Here is a 23,232-nt window from a genome sequence, read left to right on the forward strand (position 1 = left end):
ATTATAAAAGGAGTTTAATGTATGACTGAAAAAGATTTAATGCTTAGGGGAGAGCTTTATTACTTTTATGATCAAGAACTTAATCAAGAATCTAGGAGATGTAAAAATTTAATAAGAAAATTAAATAATACAACAGAAAATCAGGTAGAAGATCGAGTTCAAATAATAAAAGAATTATTCGGTAATGTAGGAGAATTATGTTGGATAGAACCACCATTTCAGTGTGATTATGGGAGTAACATTCAAGTGGGGAATGTAGTGTTTTTTAACTATGATTGCATAGTATTGGACACATGTAAAGTAAGCATAGGGAATAATGTGATTATAGGACCTAGGGTTTGCATTTATACGGCTAGTCATCCTATCTGTGCTGAGATTAGAGGTGAAGGATTTAATATAGGCAAACCAATAACGATAGGAAATGATGTTTGGATTGGAGGCAATTCTGTAATTAATCCTGGTGTAACAATTGGGAGTAATGTTGTTATAGGTGCAGGTTCCGTTGTAGTAAAAAACATCCCTGATAATGTTATAGCTGTAGGAAACCCCTGTAAAGTATTACGATCTATAACAGCAGAAGATAATGAATATTGGAATAAAATGAAAGAAAAATATGAAATGCAGATGGGAAGTAAGGAAGAATGAAGGTAAATATTTTCAGGACTTTGAAAGACATCGATAAAGAACTGTGGAATTCTATAATTAAAAAAAACAATATATCAAAAAGCTATGATTTTTTGCTAAGTGTTGAGCAGTCTCTAAATATTGAGAATGAATATTGGTATGTGATGTTTTGGAAAAATCAAGAACTAGTTGCCCATACTTGTATATTTACCCATTACACAAAGTTAGAAGAAGTAACCGATGTGTTCATATCAATTGGTCTTCTAAATAAAATAAGGAAATATCATAAAAATTTTTTGAAATTAAAATTGTTGGGATGTGGAACGCCTGTGGCTACTTGCTCAAACGTACTGACGATAAAGGAAGAAGGATTTATAGAAGAAGTTCTATCTGAGCTGAATATGATTTTATTGGACATAGGTAAGAAACAGAAGGTAGCATCTATTATGATTAGGGATTTTATCGGAAATCATCATAAAATCGGTAAACAATTTTTACATTATGGTTATAAGGAAATAGAATCACTACCAACTTCTTTTGTGAAAATTAAGTGGGATAATTTTGAAGATTATATAAATAGCTTTAAAAGTAAAACAAAAGTAAAAATGAGAAGAAATATTAAAAGGTTCCATAGTGATGAGTTAGAAGCTAAATTAATTGAAGATTTTTCTCCTTATGTAGAAGCTATGAATAAATTATATAAGAACGTTTATAAGAAGGCTGAAAATAAATTTGAAAAGTTGAATGAAGATTTTTTCACACAGATTAATAATAATTTAGACAATACGAGTAAGGCAATACTTGTTTTTAAAGGAGAGGAGATTGTTGGAATTGAGTTAATAGTAGAGGACGAGGATTACTTACGTCCGTTATATGTAGGACTTGACTATGATTTTAACGAACAGTATAGATTGTATTTTAATATGATTTATCTGATTGTAAAAACTGGAATCGAGCGAAAGAAAGATTATGTTGAACTAGGTCAGACCTGTTATTTACCGAAGATAAAGGCTGGTGCATATGTGGAAAAAATGTATATGTATATTAGGTTCCGTAACAATTTAGTTAACAAATTATTTGGAAATTCATTTTATAAGATGTTTAAAAACTTTGCCTATGAGAGTGCTGAATAAAGAAGAGATGATGGTTTTGACTTAAATTAAAGAGTCATAATAAATTAATACAAATACAAATAAAGAAAAAGGAGAAATTACAATGGATAAGGATAATATTTATGAAAGCATAGGCGGCGTCAAAGAGTTATGGGAACGTACGTCATTAAATAAGAGCAATGGGGATTATCACTATTTAAAGGAAATTAATAATCTTGAAGGGCCATGGGTATATGTTGAAAATCAAAAAATGCTCATGTTCGCGACATATAATTATTTAGGATTATTAGATGACGAAAGAATAAAACAAGAATCAATAAAAGCAATTGAAAAGTACGGAACGGGGACACATGGAGTTAGGAATTTTGGAGGTTCACTTGATATTCATGGGAAATTAGAAAAAAGAATAGCAGATTTTGTAGGTAGAAAATATTCAATTGCATATAGTACCGGTTATATGACAAATTTATCGACAATCAATGCAATTGTGGGAAGAAAAGATTGGATATTGTCAGATAAATTAAATCATGCAAGTATAGTTGACGGATGTTTGATTTCAGGTGCTGTACATAAGAGATTTCAACATAATGATATGAGTCATCTTGAAAGTCTATTATCAAAGGCTCCAGAGAATGTTACAAAGTTGGTAGTTGCAGATGCAGTTTTCAGTATGGATGGTGATATTTTTAATTTGCCCGATGCGGTTGAGCTATGCAATAAATACAATGCATTACTGATGATTGATGAGGCACATAGTCTTGGTATACTGGGTCAAAACGGTAGAGGAATCGAAGAACATTTTAATATGAAAGACAGCATTGATATAAAAATGGGAACTTTAAGTAAAGCGATACCAGCTATTGGAGGATATATTGCTTGTAATAATGAAAAATTAATTACTTACCTTAAACATTTGTCAAGAGGATTTATCTTTAGTGCAGCTATACCACCGGCTATAGCAGCTGCCGCATACAAAACACTTGAGATTTTAGAAACTGAAGGTGCTGCAAAAAGAGATAAGCTGAAAAATAATGTTGATTTATTACTAAAGTATTTACATAATGCAGGTTTTAACACAGGAAATACTGAAACTCCAATAATCCCTATTATGTTGGGTGCTGATGAAAATGCAATTAAAATGACAACATATTGTCAAAATAACAATATTTTTGTGCTTCCAGTTATATCCCCAGCTGTCCCAGTAGGACAGGCTAGGTTAAGAGTTAATGTAACGGCAGCACATACTAGTGAAGACATAAAAACTGTAGCAGATATAATAATTAAAGGAGGAAAGAAATTTGGTTTTATAGATTACGCGAGTAATTAAAAATATAATGATTTATGGAAAATAGTATTGTGATTACGTATAGTAAGTATATAGAAAGGCTGTATATCATTTCTTCTTCAAAAGAAGTTGATAATAAATAATACAGAATAAAAAATCGATGCAGAAAAAAAATACAAATTATAATAAAATGGCACCTTTTTACAATGTAATAACAAATCTAATATCAGAAGGTGGAAATATAAGATCTCAAAGGTATTTCCTTCCATATATAAATGAGAATGATAAAGTATTAAATATAGGTTGCGGTTCGGTACAATTTAATGTAGATATCGCTAAGAAAAGCAAAAACGTTACGTCAATTGATATTGCATCAAAAATGATTGATATTGCAAAAAAAAATGTGACCAAAAAAAACTTAGATCATAGAGTTAAATTCATTTGTAATGATATTATGAAGCATACCGTTGAGAAAAAGTATGATGTGATATTAGTTAATTTTATGCTTAACACATTTGAATGGGAATATGCAAAGGAAGTATTAGCGTATATATGTGGGTTATTGCAAGAAGAGGGGATTTTATGTATTGCAGATGAACATGTAGCAACGAAACCATTACATAAGTTATTTCAAAACTTATTTAGACCTTCGATTTCATGGATTCATCATATTTGGGCGGGGCATCCAATCCATAATATTTATGATTATTACCCGGTAATGAAAACATATGGTTATGATAGGGTGAAGTATAAGATAGATAAGAGTAATGTAATTAGTTCCTCTATTTTTAAAAAAATAAAATAAATATTATTGTCAATATTACCTTAATAATTATAAAGGAGAAATTGAATTGAGAAAAATAGCGATTATTAATAATTTTGGAATGTTTCCTTCTAATCCACCAAATTCAACCTCAAAAGTATGTAGTTTACTAAAAAGAGAAACTAATATTGATGTAAAACATATTGATTTAAATCTGTTAATATGGAAAAAAATATTAAGCAAAGATTTTTTGAATAAATGTGAAATACATGAAGAAAGGTTAACACATTCTAATGTATCTTTTTGTGAGAAGTTGACTAAAAAAACATTTTCAGCTATAAAAAGTAATGTATTGGAGAATATAGAAGAAGCGATAAATGTTTTTAAGGATAAAAAACTTTTTGCTGATACGAATACACTATCTTGGGCAGTTAACATTGTTACTCAGGCGCAACAGATTATATACAATACATATGGTACATTGATACATAATAAGATGATCTTTTGGCCTGAAATAGGGTCTGATACAAATGATTTAGATAAAGTTTTTAAGTATAGTATGGATAGAGAGCATAATCCTTTAATTGATTTAATGGAGAGTACTATAATGCAATATTTAATCGAATTGAATCCTGAAGTTGTAGGTATTGATATTGTATTTCCATGGGAAATTGTTCAGGTTGTAACTCTTAATAAATTAATTAAAAAACATTTACCAAATACACATATTAACTTTTTAGGATATGGTTTTGATGAATTTTGTTACTCTAGAGTTGTTGATAATCTGATTATAAATGAAAAACTTATGTTAGAATTCGATAGTATATTCTTAGTTAGAAACGACAATTCTTTATCTGAACTGTATAAGAATCCAAATGTAGATTTATCTTCTCTGGAAAGTCTTGCTTATTATACAGAAGATAAAAAAATAGAAGTAAAAGGACCACTTTATGAGAATGTTATTGATCATTCAATAATTCCTGATTATAGTGATTTGAATTTAGAAGAGTATTTCTCTCCAGAAATTGTATTTACGGATAAACTATCTAATAAGTGTTTTTGGAGTAAGTGTACTTTCTGTAATATTAATAAATTTAAATCGCAAAGATATGAATTAAATATAGAATCTTATCTTAATGTTGTAAAACATTATATAGAAAAGTACAATTGTGAGAATTTATTTTTACTTGATGAAGCTGCAAGTCCTATGCTTGTAGAAAAATTTTCAAAAGGGCTTATAAAAAATGAGATACGTATTCATTGGTCAATTAGAACAAGAATAGATTCGGGATTTGATGAAAGATTAATTTCACTAATGCATGAAGCTGGTTGTAGGGAGATGTGGATTGGATTTGAGGCGGCATCACCTAGAATATTAAAGAATATGAATAAAACAAATAATCCAAATGAATATGTCAACATAGCAAACAATGAAATGAAATGGTGCAAAAAGTATGGAATTGGCTTACACTTCTGCCTGATACTGGGGTTCCCTAATGAACTTGAGCTAGATCGAGAAGAATTAAAGAAATTTTTCATTAGTACAGAAGATCATATTTCTAAAGTACCATTTTTCGTTACATTTAATTGCTTTAATTTAAATAGTGAGACATATATTTACGATCACTATAAAGAATTTGGAATAGAAAGGATAGATTACAATGTAAATAGTTTTAATATGATAAATATACCATTTATTAGAGAAGATACAGGTAAATCGCAATCAGAAATGGAACTTGCACTGGAACCATTTTGTGATGAACTAGTTGATATTTTTGTGAAAAATGTATCGAATAAATTGTTGTGGTTTACGATTGCAGATAGTTGTTGGGAAATGTTATTTAAAAAGTATAATAGTAATGGTAATCCATTTCAAGAAAAACCCAATGTAGTTTCCAAGGTAATTATTAAATTATATTTGCATCTATCAAAAAATTCATTTCTATTAAAAATGTTCAATAAACTTTTGAATAATAAAGTTATCAATTCTAAGTCAACCTTATACCATTGATTCTTATGAAAAAAATAGTCAACATGATTGAGTTACCAAATTGAATATTTAAGTAATTAGCTAGGGACTTGATGTTTATTATAAAACTGAGGAGAAAAATATGGGATATGTAATTATAAGTGATGGTGGTTGTGATCTGGAACAGAAATATTTGTTAGATAATAATTTAGTAATAGTACCATGTTATGTTTCTTTCGATGGGAATACATATCTGAGAAATTATGTTGATATTTCTGTAGAGGAGTTTTATAACAAGATAAAGGAAGAAAATATATTTCCTAGGACTTCGTTACCGGCTGTTCATGATTATTATGTTGTGTTTGAACAGTTGGCAAAGACAGGAGATAAGGTACTGTGCATTTGTATGACTTCAAACCTTAGTGGCTCTTATCAAAGTGCAATAAATGCAAAAGATATGATTCTAGAAAAATATCAAGACGCGATTATACACATTATAGATTCAAGGGTAAACACTGTCTTACAAGGATTGCTTATACAAGAATGTGTACGTTTAAAAAAATCAGGAATGGAAATAGAAACATTAATACAATACATCGAAGGTGTAAAGAATACCGGAAGAATATACTTTGCAATAGGAAATATGAAGTTATTATCTAAAGGAGGAAGAACTCAGAATTTAGCAAGATTGGTAAATATTAAAGTAGGCATAAAACCTGTCTTAATGCTGCGTGATGGAGAACACCACTTTGTTGGAATGACAAGAAATAGGCAAAAATCCATTATAAAATTATTGGATGCAGTGTGTGATTATTTCAAAAATACAAAAAAAAGCCCTAAAGAATATTTATGGGTGGTGGGATATGGTTTAGATATTGAAGAAGCCAATATATTGAAGGAAAAGCTCGAAGAAATGTTGGATATTAAATCTATAGTGAAAATACAAAGAATAGGAGTAATCATTGCTTCACATACTGGACCACATCCAATTGGTGTAGCCTTTATGAAAAAGTCAGATATGCTAGGAGGTAACAATGAGTAAATATGAGAAAGATCTTAGAAATATTAATTCAGAATACCACTCGATTAGTAGTAAATGCAACATGCTGTCTAATTTAAGACTGCTCTGTGCCCTTATTGGTATCGTATCTTTTATTGTAAGCGTTGTTGATAAAAGGAAGGATACTTTTTTCGTATTCATTTTTTTGTCCATACTATTTTTTTTATTGTTACTTTTTCATGAAAGTATAAAGGAGAAGAAAGATTATATATTTGCAAAACAAAAAGTGCTCCAAAAAAGAGATAACAGATTACAAGATTTATGGTCTGAATTTGAGGATAAAGGAAATGATTTTATTACGAAAGAGTCAAGTGTTGAAATTGATCTTGATATATTTGGAGAAAACTCGTTATATCAGTATTTATGTGTAGCTAATACATATGAAGGGAGAAAGATCCTTGCCTCTTATTTACAAAATACTAATTTTGATAAGAAAACTTTATGTAAGCGTCAAAAAGCAGTACAGGAATTAATTGAAAGAGAAGATTTGTCACTTGAAATTGAAACATTGAGTACAAAAATTGCATTAAATAGTAGAAGTTATGTAAAAGAATGGTACAATTCGTTTATAAAATATTTAAATAAAAAAGACCGTCTAATTAGCTATTTTATAAGTATAGGAGCTGTTATTCTTACTTGTTTCATGTTAATTTTATTAGCATTACAGATATGTGGATATCAAGTATTGAATATAATAGGAGTTTTAGGAGTGTTTCAATTGATATGTGCGTATTATGTTAGTTATAAAAGTAAGAAGGTAACACAGAATATTTATAATTTTTGTTTAAATATTAATGGTTATTATAATTTGATTAAATGTATCGGAAATGCTAATTTTAAGTCGGAATATCTAAAAGTACTCAACAATAAATTAAAAGGAAAGAATAAGACGGTAGTAGGAATCAAGAAACTCAATTATGTAAATGATGCGTTTTCATTGCAGACAAATCCGTATATTCATATATTCTTACAGCTGTTTTTTTTATATGATATTCATTGTATATCCTATCTTGAACGTTGGAAAAGGAAATTTGGTGAGAATATGACGGATTTATTTGAAATAATTGGTGAAGTAGAAGCATTATTAAGCTTGTCCGTTCTTGCAAATAATCAATCTATTACTTTCCCTGAATTTGTAGAAAGTGGTAATGTAATTTTTGAAGTGGATCTAATTACACATCCATTGATTTCTTTACGAGATGTTGTTTCAAATTCATTTTATACAAAAAAAGGAATTAGCATTATTACTGGTTCCAATATGTCGGGAAAAACAACGTTTATGAGGACAGTAGGTGTTAACGCAATCTTAGCATATGCTGGAGCACCTGTATGTGCTAAAAGTATGCGTATTTCTTTCATGAAAATATTTACGTCTATGAGAGTGCAGGATGATGTTTCTAAAGGTCTATCTTCTTTCTATGCAGAGGTTCTGCGAATTAAGGAAGTGGTTGAAAATCTGGAAAAGAAAACCCCCATGCTTGTCTTAATTGATGAAATATTCAAAGGAACGAATTCTACTGACCGTATAGTAGGTGCAAAAGAAATTATTAAAACTTTGAATAAGGATTATGTAATTACTTTAGTATCAACACATGATTTCGAATTATGTAGTTTGGTTGAGCAACGTGAAATAATGGGCTTAAACTATCATTTCGAGGAGTATTATAAAAATGATAAAATCTATTTTGATTATAAAATAAAAGAAGGTAAATGCAGAACCAAGAATGCAGTACATATATTAAAAATGGCAGGTTTAATGAAATAAGTAAATCTATTATTACTTGACGAAGGAGTGATAGGAAAATGGTGAGAATTCTTATGGCAAATCTTCCGTATGCAGGACATGTAACCCCAACCTTGGGTTTGATTGATGAGTTTATCAAAAGAGGGCATGAAGTAGGGTATGTGTTATCAGGTGAATGGAGAGAAGAAATCGAGAAAAGGGGTGCTAAGTTCATCGAATATCAAGGATACAAAGGGAACCCTATGGTACTTAATAATTGCTATTATGCACTCTACAATACCATAAAATCAGTTGCGGATGAGTATGATTGCATCATATATGAAATGTTTTTTATTCTTGGAAAAAGATTGGCAGATAAACTTAATAAACCATCAATAAGAGTATTTTCAACCTTTGCATTAAACAAGACAGTAATAAATGAACTTATTAGTAAAAAAGGTAGTATGTTGACTATATTCAAAAATAAATTAATACGGAAATTTGAAACTAAGTATCAAGTTCGTAAGTTAGATTTAGAAGTAAAAGATTTTTTTGAAGAAATATCAAATACGAAACAAGATGTAAATATTGTTTATACATCAAAAGCTTTTCAGGTACATAACGAAGATTTTAGCAATAAAAATTTTTTTTTCGTAGGTTCTCCAACAAAATATATATGTGAAGAAAAAATTGTAAGTCAGCACCCTATTATATACATTTCTCTTGGAACTATATTTAATAATAATTTAAAATTTTATAAAAAATGTATTAATGCTTTTCGTAATGAGAACGTTACTATTTATATGTCTATTGGTAAATCAATCGACAAAAAAGTATTCAAAAATGTCAGTGAAAATATACATATTTTTAATTATGCTCCTCAAGTCGAAATACTAAACAATGCCAGTCTATTTTTGACTCATGGAGGCATGAATAGTGTAAATGAGGCTATCAAGTTTGGAGTTCCTATGGTTGTTTTTCCGATGGCAGCAGATCAGCCTTATGTAGGAGCAAGAGTTCAGGAATTAGAAATAGGAAAATGCTGTAGTTTGAAATCGCTTACGGTAGATAAAATTCGAGAAGTATCCTATGAAGTTATGAGTGATCAAACAATAAATGAAAATATCAAGTTCCTAAAGAAAGATATGCTGGAGTATGATGGAAATGAAAAAGCGGTTGAAATAATATTGGAGTACTTAGAATTGGAAAGTAAATTTTAGTATTGGATTCCAATCTAGGTATCTAAAGAATATAGGTTTTGAAATAGGAATAACCGGTTCCGGGTTGAATTATTATGTAGATTCGGTATACTTATTATAACAACATAAATTACATAATAGGTGGCGAATTACTTAAATGAAAGTTTTAGAATGGTGTAAAAAAGAAATCGAACAATTAACTCAAAAGTCAAAAACAGTAGGATTACAATGTATTATGTTTGCAAAATGGATTGTTCTGGCTGTCGTGGTCGGATTATTAGTAGGAGCCTTTGGCTCCTTATTTGGCGTTTGTATGGAGTTTGCAACAGAAACAAGATTCAGGTATGCGTGGTTAATATTCCTGCTGCCAGTTGTTGGTCTTATAATTGTAGCATTATATCGTAGTTGTAGTATTACAAAGGATGGTGGAACAGATATTGTAATAGATACGATACATAATAGCGGGGCGGTACCTTTTCGGGTAGCACCTTTGATCTTTATCGCAACGGTGCTTACCCATCTAGTGGGAGGTTCAGCAGGAAGGGAAGGTGCAGCGCTACAGATAGGTGGAAGTTTCGGTGACAAAATTGGCCGTGTGCTTAAGCTCGATCTGATGGATCGAAAAGTATTGATTATGTGCGGTATGAGTGCTGCCTTTTCAGCATTATTTGGGACACCGATGGCTGCTGCTGTGTTTGCGATGGAAGTAATTACGGTGGGAGTCATGTATTATGCAGCATTTTTACCTTGTGTAGTGGCTTCTTTAGTGGCTGCTCATTTTGCCTCTGAAATTATAGGAATAAGTCCGGAATCCTTTCATATAATCAATGTACCTGATTTAAATCTGGAGATGATTGCTGTCGTAGTTCTAATAAGTATAATTGGTGCGGGGGTAAGCTCTATCTTTTGTCTGATTTTGCATAAAACGTCTAGAGGATTAGAAAAACTAGTTAAAAATTCATATATACGTGTAGCTATAGCAGGTGTGGCAATCATTTGCCTTACCTTTATAGTTGGTAGTCGCGATTACAACGGAGCAGGTATTGATGTGATTAAAAGAGCTTTCCTTGGAGATGTTGTTCCATATGCATTCTTACTTAAGATGCTATTTACCGCAATTACCCTTGGTGGTGGTTTTAAAGGTGGAGAAATTGTTCCTACATTTTTCGTGGGTGCTACGTTAGGTTCGGCAATTGGAATTGCTCTTGGAGTTTCGCCTTCCCTGTGTGCTGGTATCGGTATGGCGGTGCTTTTTTGTGGAGTAACAAATTGTCCGCTTGCCACTTTGTTTATTAGTTTTGAATTGTTTAATTATAAAGCAGTACCGTATTTTCTATTGGCGATTGCGATTAGTTATGTGTTATCGGGATATTCAGGATTATATGGAGAGCAAAAAATCATGTATTCTAAATATAAAGCAAGGTATATTAATAGAAATGTAAAGGATGGGGATTAAAATTTATTGGAATACGTGAGGTATTGCGAATCAGCATGATTATCCTTTAATCCCCTATGTGTGATTTAGTTACAGATATAACCCCTTTCTATTTGTTATACTCTATAAAAAATAGGGAGGTAGTTATGACAGTACGAAGAAGATTTGCTTCTGTGAACGAAGCACAATGTGTGGCTTGTGGTAGTTGTATCAAGGTCTGTCCAAAGGAGGCAATACATGTACCCAATGGCGTCTCTGCCATAGTTGATTTACTAAAATGTGTAGGATGTGGTTTATGTGCGAAAGAATGTCCGGCCTCTGTAATTGAAATTAAGGTTCATCAAGAAGAATCTATGAAAGAGCAGGTGAAAGGATAAGATGAAAAACAAGAAGAAGAGATGGTATGAATACCTTTGGATTATATCTGCTGCATATCTAGTATTAGGTTTCTTTAATATCCTGTTTGCTTGGATAGGCTTGATTTGCTTTGTGGTACCACTACTAATATCCATAGGAAAGGGAAATAAAGCATACTGTAATCGCTACTGTGGAAGAGGACAATTATTTGATCTACTGGGTAATAAGTTGGGCTTATCAAGAAAAAAGGATATCCCTGCATTCATTCGTAGCAGTTGGTTTCGCTATGGATTCTTGCTGTTCTTCTTAACCATGTTTGGAAATATGTTATTCACTACGTATCTTGTGTTTAGCGAAGTTCATGGTTTAAGAGAAATAGTTAAAATCTTATGGACCTTCAAAGTTCCATGGAGTTTTGCGTATCATGGAACAGCGATAGCACCATGGATGGTACAATTCGCATTTGGTTTTTATAGTGTTATGTTGACTTCAACAATATTAGGTTTAATAACTATGATTTTATATAAGCCAAGATCATGGTGTGTATATTGTCCTATGGGGACAATGACACAAGGGATATGTAAATTAAAAAATCCTTGTAAAATCAATAAATAACTGATAATATAAGGACTTTAAAATTGATAATGGTACTAAAATGGTACTATTTATTTCAAACTATTAAGTTGTTCAGCCATTTGACCATGTTTATTAGGGTACAGATGGCTGTATGTGTTTAGGGTAGTTTGTATATCATCATGACCAAGTCTTTCAGATATAGAGGATTAAAGCCTTGTTCAATCAGTAAGCTTGCATGTGAATGGCGAATTTCATGGATCTTTATTTTCTTAAGTCCATATTTAACACTGATACTCTCTATCTGTCTTTTAACTGAAACCTTATTAAACATATACAGTCATTCATTTTGTTAAGGCAAGCGAAGTTATGAAGAGAGCATCAAGCAATTCAGATGGTGAGGAATATCAAAGATATCTTCACTAGGTATCAAGGGGGATGTCAAATGAGTAATGAGGAACTAGTAGCATTAATCTGCAAGGAGATAAATCCTTCAGATAACATGGGTAAACTCTATTAACAGAATAAGGGCATGATCTGTAAGATAGCCAGAAAGTACACTTCACGAGTAGATATAAGCGTATTTCGGCCTGTATGAAGCCGTCAAGTATTATAATAGTGCTGCAGAAGTGAAGTTCATTACTTACGCAATATATTGGATAATGCAGTCTATACAACGGTATGTTGAAAATAACTCTTCATCAATTCGAATACCAGCTTATACACAGCAATTGTACAATAAGTACAGTAAGATTATTAAAAGCTTCGAAGAAGAGTATAAACGTAAGCCAACGGATCGTGAAGCTAGTTGTTTACTTGATACGAGTATTACGGATATTCAGTCTATGAGGAAAGCATTGTATGAAGTGGGTAACATGGATAGCCTGGATTAATCCATTGGTGGCGAGAATGATGATATTCTTCTATCTGATTCTGTAATCGGCTTAAATGGGATTGAAAATGATATACTTGAAAAATAATCGAAAAGGACAAGAAAGGCTCTCTATGGGGCATTGTGGCAGAGAATACAAGCGATTTGGAGAACCAAGTTATAGTTAGTTGGTATAGAAAAGATCTAACGCTTGAAACTACTGGCAAAGAGATTGGAGTATCCAGGGAACGTGTTAGGCAGATGGAAAGTAAAGCACTAAGAAAGCTAAGAACATCAAGAGTTAAGCGAACTATTGCAGAACGATACGAAATAGCTATTGTAGAGGCGTACAGGGGTAGTGTAGGAAGTTTTAATCATACATGGACCAGTGCAACGGAGAGAGCTTCTTTGAAGTTAGGAGAAAAGAGGTAAGGCATCTATTACAAACCCTGAAAGAAGCATATAAAAAGTAAGTATCACCAATAGGTAATAAGGATAGGTGATACTTACTTTTTTATGTACTTTTATAAATGATTTAATTTATAAAATTTTAATAATTAGGGAATTTACTTAGCTAAATTATTATTTAGTGAATCACTATGTTAAACCTTATTCTATATGGAGAATTTTAATGAATAGTAGTTAAAGTGATGCGCCCTATTCCTGGTATATAAGCTAAACCAAAATTTAGTGAACAAAGACTTGGTGGAATGGCTGTTTGAGGGGATTTACAGATTAGAATTTATATGTTAATTTGAATTTAACAAAGCGCTTTGTTAAATTCAAGTAGGTGGAGGTAGACAAAAAATAAATATTGACAATAGTGTACGAATTAAACGATGATTAATTTGTTAACAAAATTACCTTGTGATCTAAACATAGAGGTGGTTAAATAAAATAACGGAATGCCCGTCCGTCGAAAGTTGAGCAATCCGTTATTGGTATAGAAGTTTCCTTCTGTGAAATCATTGTATCATGGTTAGGAACTTCTTTCAAGAATAGGAAAATTGAAAGGAGATTTATATGCAAAACAAAAGTATAAATGAAAAAAATGTAGTATCAGTAGAATGGAATGATAAAAAATTTATCACGACAGCGCATATTAATGTAAAACAGAGGTTAGAGGATACCTTTACATACCAATATCCTATCCCAGCAGCTACATTTGAGAGTGTGGCATCTTTAGGAAGATTAATTGAACGTATTATGAAAGCGGAAGGTGCTTGTCCGTATGAAATAGCCAAAGTACTAAAAGCTATTTTTTTACAGGCAGGAATCAAAGTGCAGGACAGCTTTGTTAAAACACCAGTATATGAGCAATTGACATTGAAGAGTATTCAGAAGTGAGGATGCAATACAGTAGTGCAATGATGATTAGAGTTATTCTTCATCAATGATGAATGGTAAGGAAGATAAGGACATCTATCATAGTGGTAGGTGTCTTTTATTGTTGACATTAATAATAATTAGTAATAATATGTAAAATAAAAAGAATTTACTTGTGTTTATGTATATGAGATGGGGGAGGAGGGAGATGTATTATGAAAAAGAATAATGGGTTAGATTATAAGGAGTTTTGGAAAGATAAAATAGATTATGATTATGAAACTGAAATAGTTATTTATGCGTATGTATGTCGAACAAGTAAAAGCTTACCTAAAAAGTTATATAATATTGATAAAAGCTATCAGTTTGACAGTTATATTGAATGGCAGTACCATGTTAAAGGGCTTATTTCAAATAAACAAGTTGATCTTAAGGAATTTAAGCGATATTTGATAAATGAAGAAAGAAAGAGAAGTTCTTTTTCTGGTATGACCAATAGTATAGTAATACCAATAATTATTTATATATTAGGTCTATTGATAAGTGCTTTTATGGATTTTTATACTGGAACTATTTTGCAGCCTACAGTAGATCGTCAGATTAGTTTATTGCAAAATATACTAACATATTTAGTTGTTATGGTACCAGTAGTTGCAGTATCAATGACTGTATATATAGCACTTTTTTATAAGATATTCAAAATAGTTGGGGGATTTAGCAATAAAGATAAATTAGATAAATCATTTTATGAAGATTACATAGAAATTGTAGAAAGTGAAATTATTAAATCTACTATAATAGAGCGACATGACGGAGACTAATAGATAATATGAAAGGCATCGTATGGATACGGTGTCTTTTTATGTTGTAAGAACAAAATGGTTAGTGTATAATTATGGTAAATAAAAAGGGGGATTTTATGATAAGAGAATTAAAAGATAGATTTTTAAATGAAAATCCAGGATATATTAATGATATAAATAATTTTATTAACTACATTGAAACACAAATAGAACAAGCCTCATTTTATAATGAATTTACTTTACGTGGTATGACGGTAAAAGGAATTTTAAATAGCTTAGAGTATCTAGTAAATATAGAACAAATTCAAAAAAAGGAACCAGCTAAAAAATACATAAGCGCAGTAGGTCAGTTATTTGCTTATATTTTTGATAATTCAGAAATACAGAATATCAGCTTGAAAAGTCAATTGGATTTGCCACAGAAGAGAAAGGGCTCTTACCTTAAGGTGTGCTATGATTTTATAAGTAAAAGCGAAGTATTACAAGACAAAGAATCGTATAAGGCATTAGATGATGCTACAGTGAACAAATTAATTATATGGTGTGATAACAAAATTGATAAAGCAATAGATCAGAATAGCAATAATATTAAAGATATAAATTTTAAACATATGGTGGCTGCACTGTGTATAAAGTTAATATTACTTACTGGTTGTACTTATAGGGTTGTAAGAGCTATAAAAATTTCGGATTTAGATACTGAGCTGAGTTTGATTACAGTAAATGGATATGATATAAGATTACCATTGGGTTTGTCTAGGCAATTTAAATATTATAAACAGATATACATAGATAAGAAATTCAATTATCTTGAAGGCTTCTTATTCGTTGGGACAGATGGAAAGCAATGGGGTTCTGGTACATCTTCATCCGGAATCACTAATTATTTAAAAACAGAAATTGAAAAAACTGATATAACTGGAATCATAAAATACGGGATAACACAGCTTATGTTGCAGGATGTTAATGACAGCGTTATTATTCGATTAACCGGAGCAAATAAAGATATAATAGAAGATTGTTTACCACAGGATAGTAAAAAAGAAATTGAATGGTTTTCTTATATCAATTCAAAAATTGTTAAAACAGGGATATATAAAGAACTATAAAATATATTTGTTAAATTTCATGACTACATTAATAGGGAGTTTTTTGCTGTAAAATTATTGTGAAAAGTGACGTACATACACTAGAATCAATCATGGGGACCATTTGGGGAGTAAAGCACCTATAATAGTCCCTTTTTTTATACACAACGCGGTACTAATTTGGTACTAAAAAAATCAATAACCATTTAGATATGCTATAAAATAATAAAATAAATACAATGATTCAACGATTTTGAGCCATTTATAATACTTAAAATCGTCCTTGCGTCCTATGGGAACAATGACACAAGGGATCTGTAAAGTGAAGAATAATAACACAAATAGAAGAAGTTAGAACATTAACTTATGGAAATATTTAACTTTATTTGATATAATAGTGACTGACTTTATTGATTTAATTAAGAGGTGCGGTGCTTTATGAAGAAAAATTTAGTGTTTTTTATTTGTTTTATTCAAGTGATGTTACTTATCGGATGTTCATTTAACAATCAAAATGAACCTTCCCAAGAAGAAACTGTAAGTAATGAAAATGATACCTTTATCTATAAAGATCCCTCTCAAGATTTAACCAATGGCTCTCAAGGGATAACATATTGCTCAGATTTTAAAGAATATACGCTTCTTGATATGAGCTTAGATAAAAGTTATCATAAAATAATTAAGAAATTTGGAGAACCTCTAGAACAAGGCTATGATGTAGTCGGTACTTTTCATATTACCGACCAGAGCCTATATACCTATATGTACTATTCAAATATGCTTATAATAACGCGTGATTTTTTTGATGAGAACGATACAAAAGAAAATTCTATTATAGAAATAGACATTAATGGCGGTGACTATGAAACACTAAAAGGTGTTAAAATTGGTGATTCGCTTGATACAGTTAGCAAGTTATATGATATTAATTTTATTTTCCCATATGAAAAAGAATCTAGCAATGAAATAGTTAACATGATATATAATAGAATAAATGGAGCAGAATATTATACAAATCGATTTATGTTCTATGATTATGGTACAGTTGATAAAATAGCATATATAATTTCTGACATAAAAGACGAAGAACACAATAGCATTCCTGCACTTATTTTTTTATTCAATAATGATAAAGTTACTCATATCATTTTGTACAACACTTTGGCTTTATAAAAACACTCCCCCTAAATTCACAAATTTAGGGGGAGTGTTTTTGTTTTATTTTATATACAATTAATAAAGAACAGTATAAGGACTAAGCACTTCTAGTAGAAGAAAGTATGTAGTACTTATTGCCTAAGACATTTTTATAGTGCAGAAAAATATTAAAATATTGCATGTTTTATGAAAATAAAGCACCTTAATTACACTTACTTATTTTGTATAATAAAAGAAACAACTAGTGTTTTGGGGGTGGCGTATTTTGAATATTCTGATCGTGGATGATGAAGAAGTTACCATAATGGGAATTAAGAAATTGGTCAAGTGGGAGCAAATAGGGGTTGCAAAAGTTATGGATGCTTCAAGTGGGGAAGAAGCATTGATAAAGAGTGAGACAGAGAGAGTAGACATAATAATTTCTGATATTCGTATGACTGGAATGACAGGGATTGAGTTAGCAAGATGTATTAGAGTACAATATCCGTTTTGCCAGATAATTTTTATCAGCGGATATGTAGAGAACGAGTATTTGAAAGAGGCAATCGATTTAGAAGTAGTAGGTTTTATAGAAAAACCAATTCATGTTAAAGCGATTGAGGGAGCAGTGCAAAAAGCAATAACGAAGTTAGAATCAATACAATTCCATATGGAAGTTAGACATCTAATGAACTTGGAAAATAAGCAATATCTAATGCATAAGCTAGGCAAAGAATTGATAGAACCAGTAGCTAATAGAGAAGAAATTCAAAAGACTATGAATTGGTTAGGAATTGACTGGAAAGATAAAGAATATATATGTGCAGCAATCTTTACTGTGAAAACGGAGGAAAACAAGAATATAGAAAAGGTTTTGCGTTCTTTAGATTATTGTTTTTCGGAGATTGAACATATACATTATTTAAAAGATACTACTCACATCATATTTTTCATTGCCTATCAAAGTTATGAAGAAGAGGCATTAAGAGAAGTCGTGAAAAAAAGTCGAAATTTTGTGAGCACGGAAAAAACATATCAGATTTGTGGTGTGTTCGGGTTAGCTACTAACGATATTTATCAAGCATACAGATCGTATGAATCGGCGGTTATTTATCTTCAAAAATTTTTTTATTTTGGATATCATCAAGTTCGATGTTGTATAAAAGAAGAAGAAAAAAAGTTGGTTTTTGATGAAACACTTATGGAGTCGTTTACAGATTCTTTAAAGGAATTCAAACGAGAACAAACCTATGCTTGTATGGAACAGATTTATAATCAATTGCGTTCACAACACACGGTATTAGTGAGCAGTATTAAGGGGATTTACTTCAAATTATTGGATTATTTATATGAAGAAGTGGATCGTTCTTTTTATTGTGAATATGATTGTGAAAATGTGAGGAGAGGAATATTACTCGAAAAAATTCACTCCATAGACACTCTTACTGAGTGCAGTGAGTACTTATACGAACAAGTAGAAGAATATTATCAGAGTGCAAAGAATCTTGCAGTTAACAACAAAAGTATCATTGAGATTATGGAATTTATCAATAAATCATATGATAATGCGGATCTATCAGTAGGTGAAATAGCAAATCAAGTATTTCTAACGCCAAATTATATGATGATGCTGTTTAAGAAAAAGATGGGAAAGACAGTATTGCAATATTTAACAGAAGTACGTATGGAAGTCGCAAAAGAATTATTAGTAGATGGGCGAGTGAAATTATCGGAAGTAGCTCTTAAGGTGGGATTTCGTGATTCCGGATATTTCTCAAAAGTTTTTCATCGATATGTTGGGGTTTCACCAAGCATATATAGAGAAAAAAACTATTTCAGGTAAAATACTACGCCATTCGAGTTTTTCCATTGCGTAGAAAAAAAGCATATCATAGGATAAGGGTGTAAGACGTATGCAGAGTTATCTGCATGTTAAGTTTTGGTTGAAGGCAAATGCCGACCAGCAAATTTGTGTTTGCACTACGACAGCAAATTTGTACAACAAAAAGTAGTGCAGAAAAGAGGGTAAAATGAGAAGGTTGGGAAAAAGAATTTCATCTGTAGTACTAATGATAGCGATGTTATTGTCGTCTATGTCACTGGATTCATTCGGTGTACAAGCTGCAACTGTCTCAAAGGATTATACAACGGATTTGTTTGGTCCAAATGTATATGTATTTGATGAAAACGATGCAGATAGTGATGTTCAGGCAGTTATTGATGAAGTCTATGGTACACAAGAAACAAATCAGTTCGGAAAAGAGAGATATGCAGTGTTGTTTAAGCCAGGAAGCTATGAGAAGGTTCGTGTAAAGGTAGGTTTTTATACGCAAGTAGCTGGACTTGGCGGTTTACCTACGGATACAGTTGTAAACGAACTTGACTGTAATGCGGATTGGATGGGAGCAAACTCTACTTGTAATTTTTGGAGAAGTGCTACTAATTTTACAGTTAAGCAGACTGCAACGTGGGCAGCAGCTCAAGCAACTTCATTAAGAAGAATGAATTTTGAGCAGTGGCTTGCTCTTGACCAATGGGGACAAGGCTGGGCTAGTGGTGGCTTTGTAGCGGATACCGTAGTAAAAGGTTCCGCAGTGGCATGGTCACAACAACAGTACTTATCTAGAAATAGTGAGTATGGTGCATGGGCTGGTGGTGTATGGAATGCAGTGTTTGTAGGTATGAATAGAGACCTGGCCGTACAAGATTCCGGTGCCAAGGTTGAAAGTAACTGGGAACAGGAACCAGGGTATCAGTATTTCACTAGTGTTGTTAAAGCACCAGTTATTAGAGAAACACCATATCTTACAGTAGATGGAAACAATCAATACAGTGTTTTTGTACCAAGTGTGAAGGAAAATTCTAATGGAGTATCTTGGGCTAATGGTAAAGAAGCCGGAACATCAATTGGTATTGATAAGTTCTATATTGCAAAGCCAGATAGAGATACAGCAGATTCTATTAATGCAGCTTTAGAACAAGGAAAGAATTTGATCTTTACACCAGGTATTTATCGTTTGAATAAAGCGATACAAGTAAAGAAAGCGAATACAGTTGTATTAGGTTTGGGTTATGCAACTTTAACACCAACTGGAAACAATGCTTGTATGGAAGTTGCTGATGTTGATGGTGTGAGTGTATCTGGGTTGCTATTTGATGCAGGTCCTGCGTACACAGAAACACTTCTAAAAGTTGGTGAGGATAATGCGGCAAAAAGACATGTAGATAATCCTACTTTATTAAGTGATTTATTCTTCCGTGTGGGTGGTGCAACCTCTGAAGTTACACAGTCAAAAACTTGTGTTATTATTAACAGCCAAGATGTAATCGGTGATAATTTCTGGGTATGGCGAGCTGACCATGGTGATGGAGTAGCTTGGGATAAGAACAAATCAGAGAATGGAATTATAGTAAATGGTGACTGTGTGACCATGTATGGATTGTTTGTAGAACATTTCCATGAGTATCAAACGATATGGAATGGTAATTATGGCCGCTTGTATTTCTACCAGAGTGAAATTCCATATGACGTTCCAAATCAAGCAAGTTGGAAGAGTCACGATGGAACAGTAAATGGATATGCGTCTTACAAGGTAGCAGATGATGTCACTTCTCATGAAGCATATGGTTTAGGCATCTACTCATTTCATAGAGATGCAACGATTGACCTTGCAAATGCTGCAGAAGTACCAGACGCTGATAATGTGAGTATACATAATATCTGTTCGGTTATGCTTGCTGGTAATCCAGGCATCTCCCATGTTATTAATGGTAAGGGAAATGCAGTGAAGATTGCAGGGGAGAGACAACAAGTCGTATCGTATGGACAAGGTAAAGTGGTGATTCCAGATGATACAGAGAATCAGGGAGAGCCGGAAGTTGCTACTGGTCCATATGCTGATTGGAAAAATACTGCTGTTACCTATCCTAAGATGGGACAGCTTGTGCCAGCTGGTACAATTTCTGTGACTTGGAAGGCATTAGGGGAACAAGTAGATAGTTATGATATTTATGTGGATGAAGTGAAAGTTGGAAGTATGAAAGCGAATGGATCGAATACTTATGAGTATGAACTCTATTCCACCAAAGTTAGCTCTCATAAATTAAAAATAGTTGCTGTATTAAAGGGCGAAGGAAAAACAGTAACTGCTAATATACGAACATTTTTCACATCTAAAAAGGGAATGGGGATATGGCAAAACCGTAGTGATATGATTGATAAAACGAATCTATCTTGGTATTATAATTGGTCACCATTTGAATTAGAGGGAGTAAATGATGCAGTTGAATTCGTACCAATGATTTGGGGGGATGATACGGGAAGCGGTGACCGCGCAAAGGAATGGAATTGGTTACGAACAGGGAAATATAAGGATTACAAAACCTTATTAACATTCAATGAACCTGATTATCCAGATCAATCCAATATGACTGCAAATCGTGCAGCAGAACTTTGGACAACACTAGAAGATACTGGATTACGTCTAAGTTCTCCTGCAACTGGAAACCCAGCATACTTTATGCAAGGTGGCGAAGGAGACTGGTTCGGCCCATTCATGGAGGCATTGGAAGCAAAGGGAGAAAGTTTTGATTTTACTGCTGTACATTATTATCAAGATTATCCATTAGTTGATTTGTTTGTAGAAACCTTAGAAAAAACACATGAAATGACAGGTAAACCAATCTGGATTACAGAGTGGGGTGTTGCACAATGGACTAAGGTACAGGATTTCTACTGGACTGGTGGAGATGATAATTGGCAAAGAGATAGAATTGTTGCATTCATGGAAGAAATCATTCCTATCCTTGATGAACTAGATTATGTAGAGAGATATGCATGGTTCCCATTTGATGGTGCTAATACGGAGAATTTCGGTAATGGTGCAGGTGGTCTTTTCTATGATACTGGTGCGAAAGCTGGTCAGCTTACTACAGTAGGTGAAACCTATAAAGCATTAGGAAATCCTAAGGGATACAATCCGAATCGTCCTGTTTATGATACCGTTGTTAAGGATGAAGAGGTGGGAGAACCAGAAGCAGTGATCACAAACCTTGCAATTGGAAAAACTGCTATAGCTTCTTCAAGTATGGGAAATAACAGTGCTGGTATGGCCATTGATGGTGATGTCAATACACGTTGGGAATCTGAGTTTTCTGATCCTCAATGGATTTATGTTGATTTAGGAAAATCGTATCCTGTAACTGGAGCCAAATTAATCTGGGAAACGGCAGCAGGTAAAGACTATGAGATTCAAATTTCAGAAGATGGGTCAAATTGGACTACCGTATATAAAAAGGTGAACGGGGCAGGTGGAACTGAAGACATTACATTTGATAAAGTATCCGCTCGTTACGTTAGACTGTATGGAACTGCAAGAACGACAGGTTATGGTTTCTCCTTATGGGAGTTTGCAGTGTTGGGAATCGATAACAGCACAGGTCCAGTTATACCAGAAGAGCCAAGTGGCAATGTTAATCTAGCGAAAGGGAAAGTAGTAACCACCTCTTCGTGGGAAGGGCCATTCGTAGGAAGTAATGCTATAGATGGTATAGCAGATACTAGATGGGCTTCAATACAATCTGATGTGGAGTGGTTATGTGTAGATCTTGGAACGGCTCAGAATATCTCCAAAGTGGTGCTTTCGTGGGAAGCAGCTTATGGAAAATCTTATGAAATTCAAGTTTCACAAGATGGAAAAAACTTTACGACTGTTGCAACGAATACGAATGGAAAAGGTGGGACTGAAGAACTTAAATTTAGTAAAATAAATGCTCGTTATATTCGATTTCAAGGAATCAGTAGAGCAACAGGATATGGATATTCTTTGTGGGAGTTTGAAGTTTATTAAGAACCTTACAGAGTGTTAGTACGATTATAATTGAATAAAAACTATGTAGACAAGTTAT

19 protein-coding genes are annotated in these 23,232 nt (G+C 32.4%); all 19 read left to right on the forward strand.

The features are described 5' to 3' along the window. Positions 1-21 precede the first annotated feature (21 nt). The 19 genes from BUB90_RS16985 to BUB90_RS17075 all read left to right on the forward strand — a co-directional run bounded on the left by BUB90_RS16985 (position 22) and on the right by BUB90_RS17075 (position 23,174). Entirely contained in the window at positions 22-645 is a 624-nt protein-coding gene (locus BUB90_RS16985; protein WP_073289640.1) for a sugar O-acetyltransferase, read from the forward strand. After that, positions 642-1,757: a peptidogalycan biosysnthesis protein gene (locus tag BUB90_RS16990; RefSeq protein WP_073289641.1), complete on the forward strand. Its 1,116-nt coding sequence runs from the start codon at positions 642-644 to the stop codon at positions 1,755-1,757. Before BUB90_RS16985 ends, BUB90_RS16990 begins: the two co-directional genes overlap by 4 nt. 82 nt (positions 1,758-1,839) lie before the next feature. Next, on the forward strand, positions 1,840-3,063 hold the full coding sequence (locus tag BUB90_RS16995) for an aminotransferase class I/II-fold pyridoxal phosphate-dependent enzyme (protein ID WP_073289642.1): 1,224 nt from the start codon (positions 1,840-1,842) through the stop codon (positions 3,061-3,063). Between the two features lie 118 nt (positions 3,064-3,181). Then, positions 3,182-3,826, forward strand: a complete 645-nt coding sequence (locus BUB90_RS17000; RefSeq protein ID WP_073289643.1) for a class I SAM-dependent methyltransferase — start codon at positions 3,182-3,184, stop codon at positions 3,824-3,826. A gap of 46 nt (positions 3,827-3,872) precedes the next feature. Further along, the gene (locus BUB90_RS17005; protein ID WP_073289644.1) at positions 3,873-5,795 is read left to right on the forward strand and encodes a B12-binding domain-containing radical SAM protein; all 1,923 of its coding nucleotides are present in this window, start codon (positions 3,873-3,875) and stop codon (positions 5,793-5,795) included. A gap of 100 nt (positions 5,796-5,895) precedes the next feature. Continuing rightward, entirely contained in the window at positions 5,896-6,795 is a 900-nt protein-coding gene (locus tag BUB90_RS17010; RefSeq protein WP_073289645.1) for a DegV family protein, read from the forward strand. Beyond that, the gene (locus BUB90_RS17015) at positions 6,788-8,578 is read left to right on the forward strand and encodes a MutS family DNA mismatch repair protein (RefSeq protein WP_073289646.1); all 1,791 of its coding nucleotides are present in this window, start codon (positions 6,788-6,790) and stop codon (positions 8,576-8,578) included. Before BUB90_RS17010 ends, BUB90_RS17015 begins: the two co-directional genes overlap by 8 nt. 38 nt (positions 8,579-8,616) lie before the next feature. After that, positions 8,617-9,756 (forward strand): macrolide family glycosyltransferase, encoded by a 1,140-nt coding sequence (locus BUB90_RS17020; protein WP_073289647.1) that lies wholly within the window; start codon positions 8,617-8,619, stop codon positions 9,754-9,756. A 136-nt stretch (positions 9,757-9,892) separates the two neighbouring features. Then, positions 9,893-11,191, forward strand: coding sequence for a chloride channel protein (locus tag BUB90_RS17025; RefSeq protein ID WP_073289648.1), 1,299 nt, complete (start codon positions 9,893-9,895; stop codon positions 11,189-11,191). Between the two features lie 125 nt (positions 11,192-11,316). Continuing rightward, positions 11,317-11,547, forward strand: a complete 231-nt coding sequence (locus BUB90_RS17030) for a 4Fe-4S binding protein (RefSeq protein WP_073289649.1) — start codon at positions 11,317-11,319, stop codon at positions 11,545-11,547. Between the two features lies 1 nt (position 11,548). Further along, positions 11,549-12,142, forward strand: a complete 594-nt coding sequence (locus BUB90_RS17035; protein ID WP_073289650.1) for a 4Fe-4S binding protein — start codon at positions 11,549-11,551, stop codon at positions 12,140-12,142. 620 nt (positions 12,143-12,762) lie between these two features. Continuing rightward, positions 12,763-12,993: a sigma-70 family RNA polymerase sigma factor gene (locus BUB90_RS17040; RefSeq protein WP_073289651.1), complete on the forward strand. Its 231-nt coding sequence runs from the start codon at positions 12,763-12,765 to the stop codon at positions 12,991-12,993. 122 nt (positions 12,994-13,115) lie between these two features. Then, positions 13,116-13,403: a sigma factor-like helix-turn-helix DNA-binding protein gene (locus BUB90_RS24440; protein WP_073289652.1), complete on the forward strand. Its 288-nt coding sequence runs from the start codon at positions 13,116-13,118 to the stop codon at positions 13,401-13,403. A gap of 591 nt (positions 13,404-13,994) precedes the next feature. After that, on the forward strand, positions 13,995-14,318 hold the full coding sequence (locus BUB90_RS17050) for a hypothetical protein (RefSeq protein WP_073289653.1): 324 nt from the start codon (positions 13,995-13,997) through the stop codon (positions 14,316-14,318). Between the two features lie 194 nt (positions 14,319-14,512). Next, positions 14,513-15,118, forward strand: a complete 606-nt coding sequence (locus BUB90_RS17055; RefSeq protein ID WP_073289654.1) for a hypothetical protein — start codon at positions 14,513-14,515, stop codon at positions 15,116-15,118. 98 nt (positions 15,119-15,216) lie between these two features. Then, positions 15,217-16,209, forward strand: coding sequence for a site-specific integrase (locus BUB90_RS17060; protein ID WP_073289655.1), 993 nt, complete (start codon positions 15,217-15,219; stop codon positions 16,207-16,209). A gap of 417 nt (positions 16,210-16,626) precedes the next feature. Then, positions 16,627-17,361 carry a hypothetical protein gene (locus BUB90_RS17065; protein WP_073289656.1) on the forward strand — a complete coding sequence of 245 codons (735 nt, stop codon included), beginning with the start codon at positions 16,627-16,629 and terminating at the stop codon, positions 17,359-17,361. A 250-nt stretch (positions 17,362-17,611) separates the two neighbouring features. Next, positions 17,612-19,168 (forward strand): response regulator transcription factor, encoded by a 1,557-nt coding sequence (locus BUB90_RS17070; protein ID WP_073289657.1) that lies wholly within the window; start codon positions 17,612-17,614, stop codon positions 19,166-19,168. Between the two features lie 187 nt (positions 19,169-19,355). Beyond that, the gene (locus BUB90_RS17075; RefSeq protein WP_073289658.1) at positions 19,356-23,174 is read left to right on the forward strand and encodes a discoidin domain-containing protein; all 3,819 of its coding nucleotides are present in this window, start codon (positions 19,356-19,358) and stop codon (positions 23,172-23,174) included. Positions 23,175-23,232: the final 58 nt, after the last annotated feature.

The sequence above is a fragment of the Anaerosporobacter mobilis DSM 15930 genome (assembly GCF_900142955.1).
Classification (GTDB): Bacteria; Bacillota; Clostridia; order Lachnospirales; family Lachnospiraceae; genus Anaerosporobacter; species Anaerosporobacter mobilis.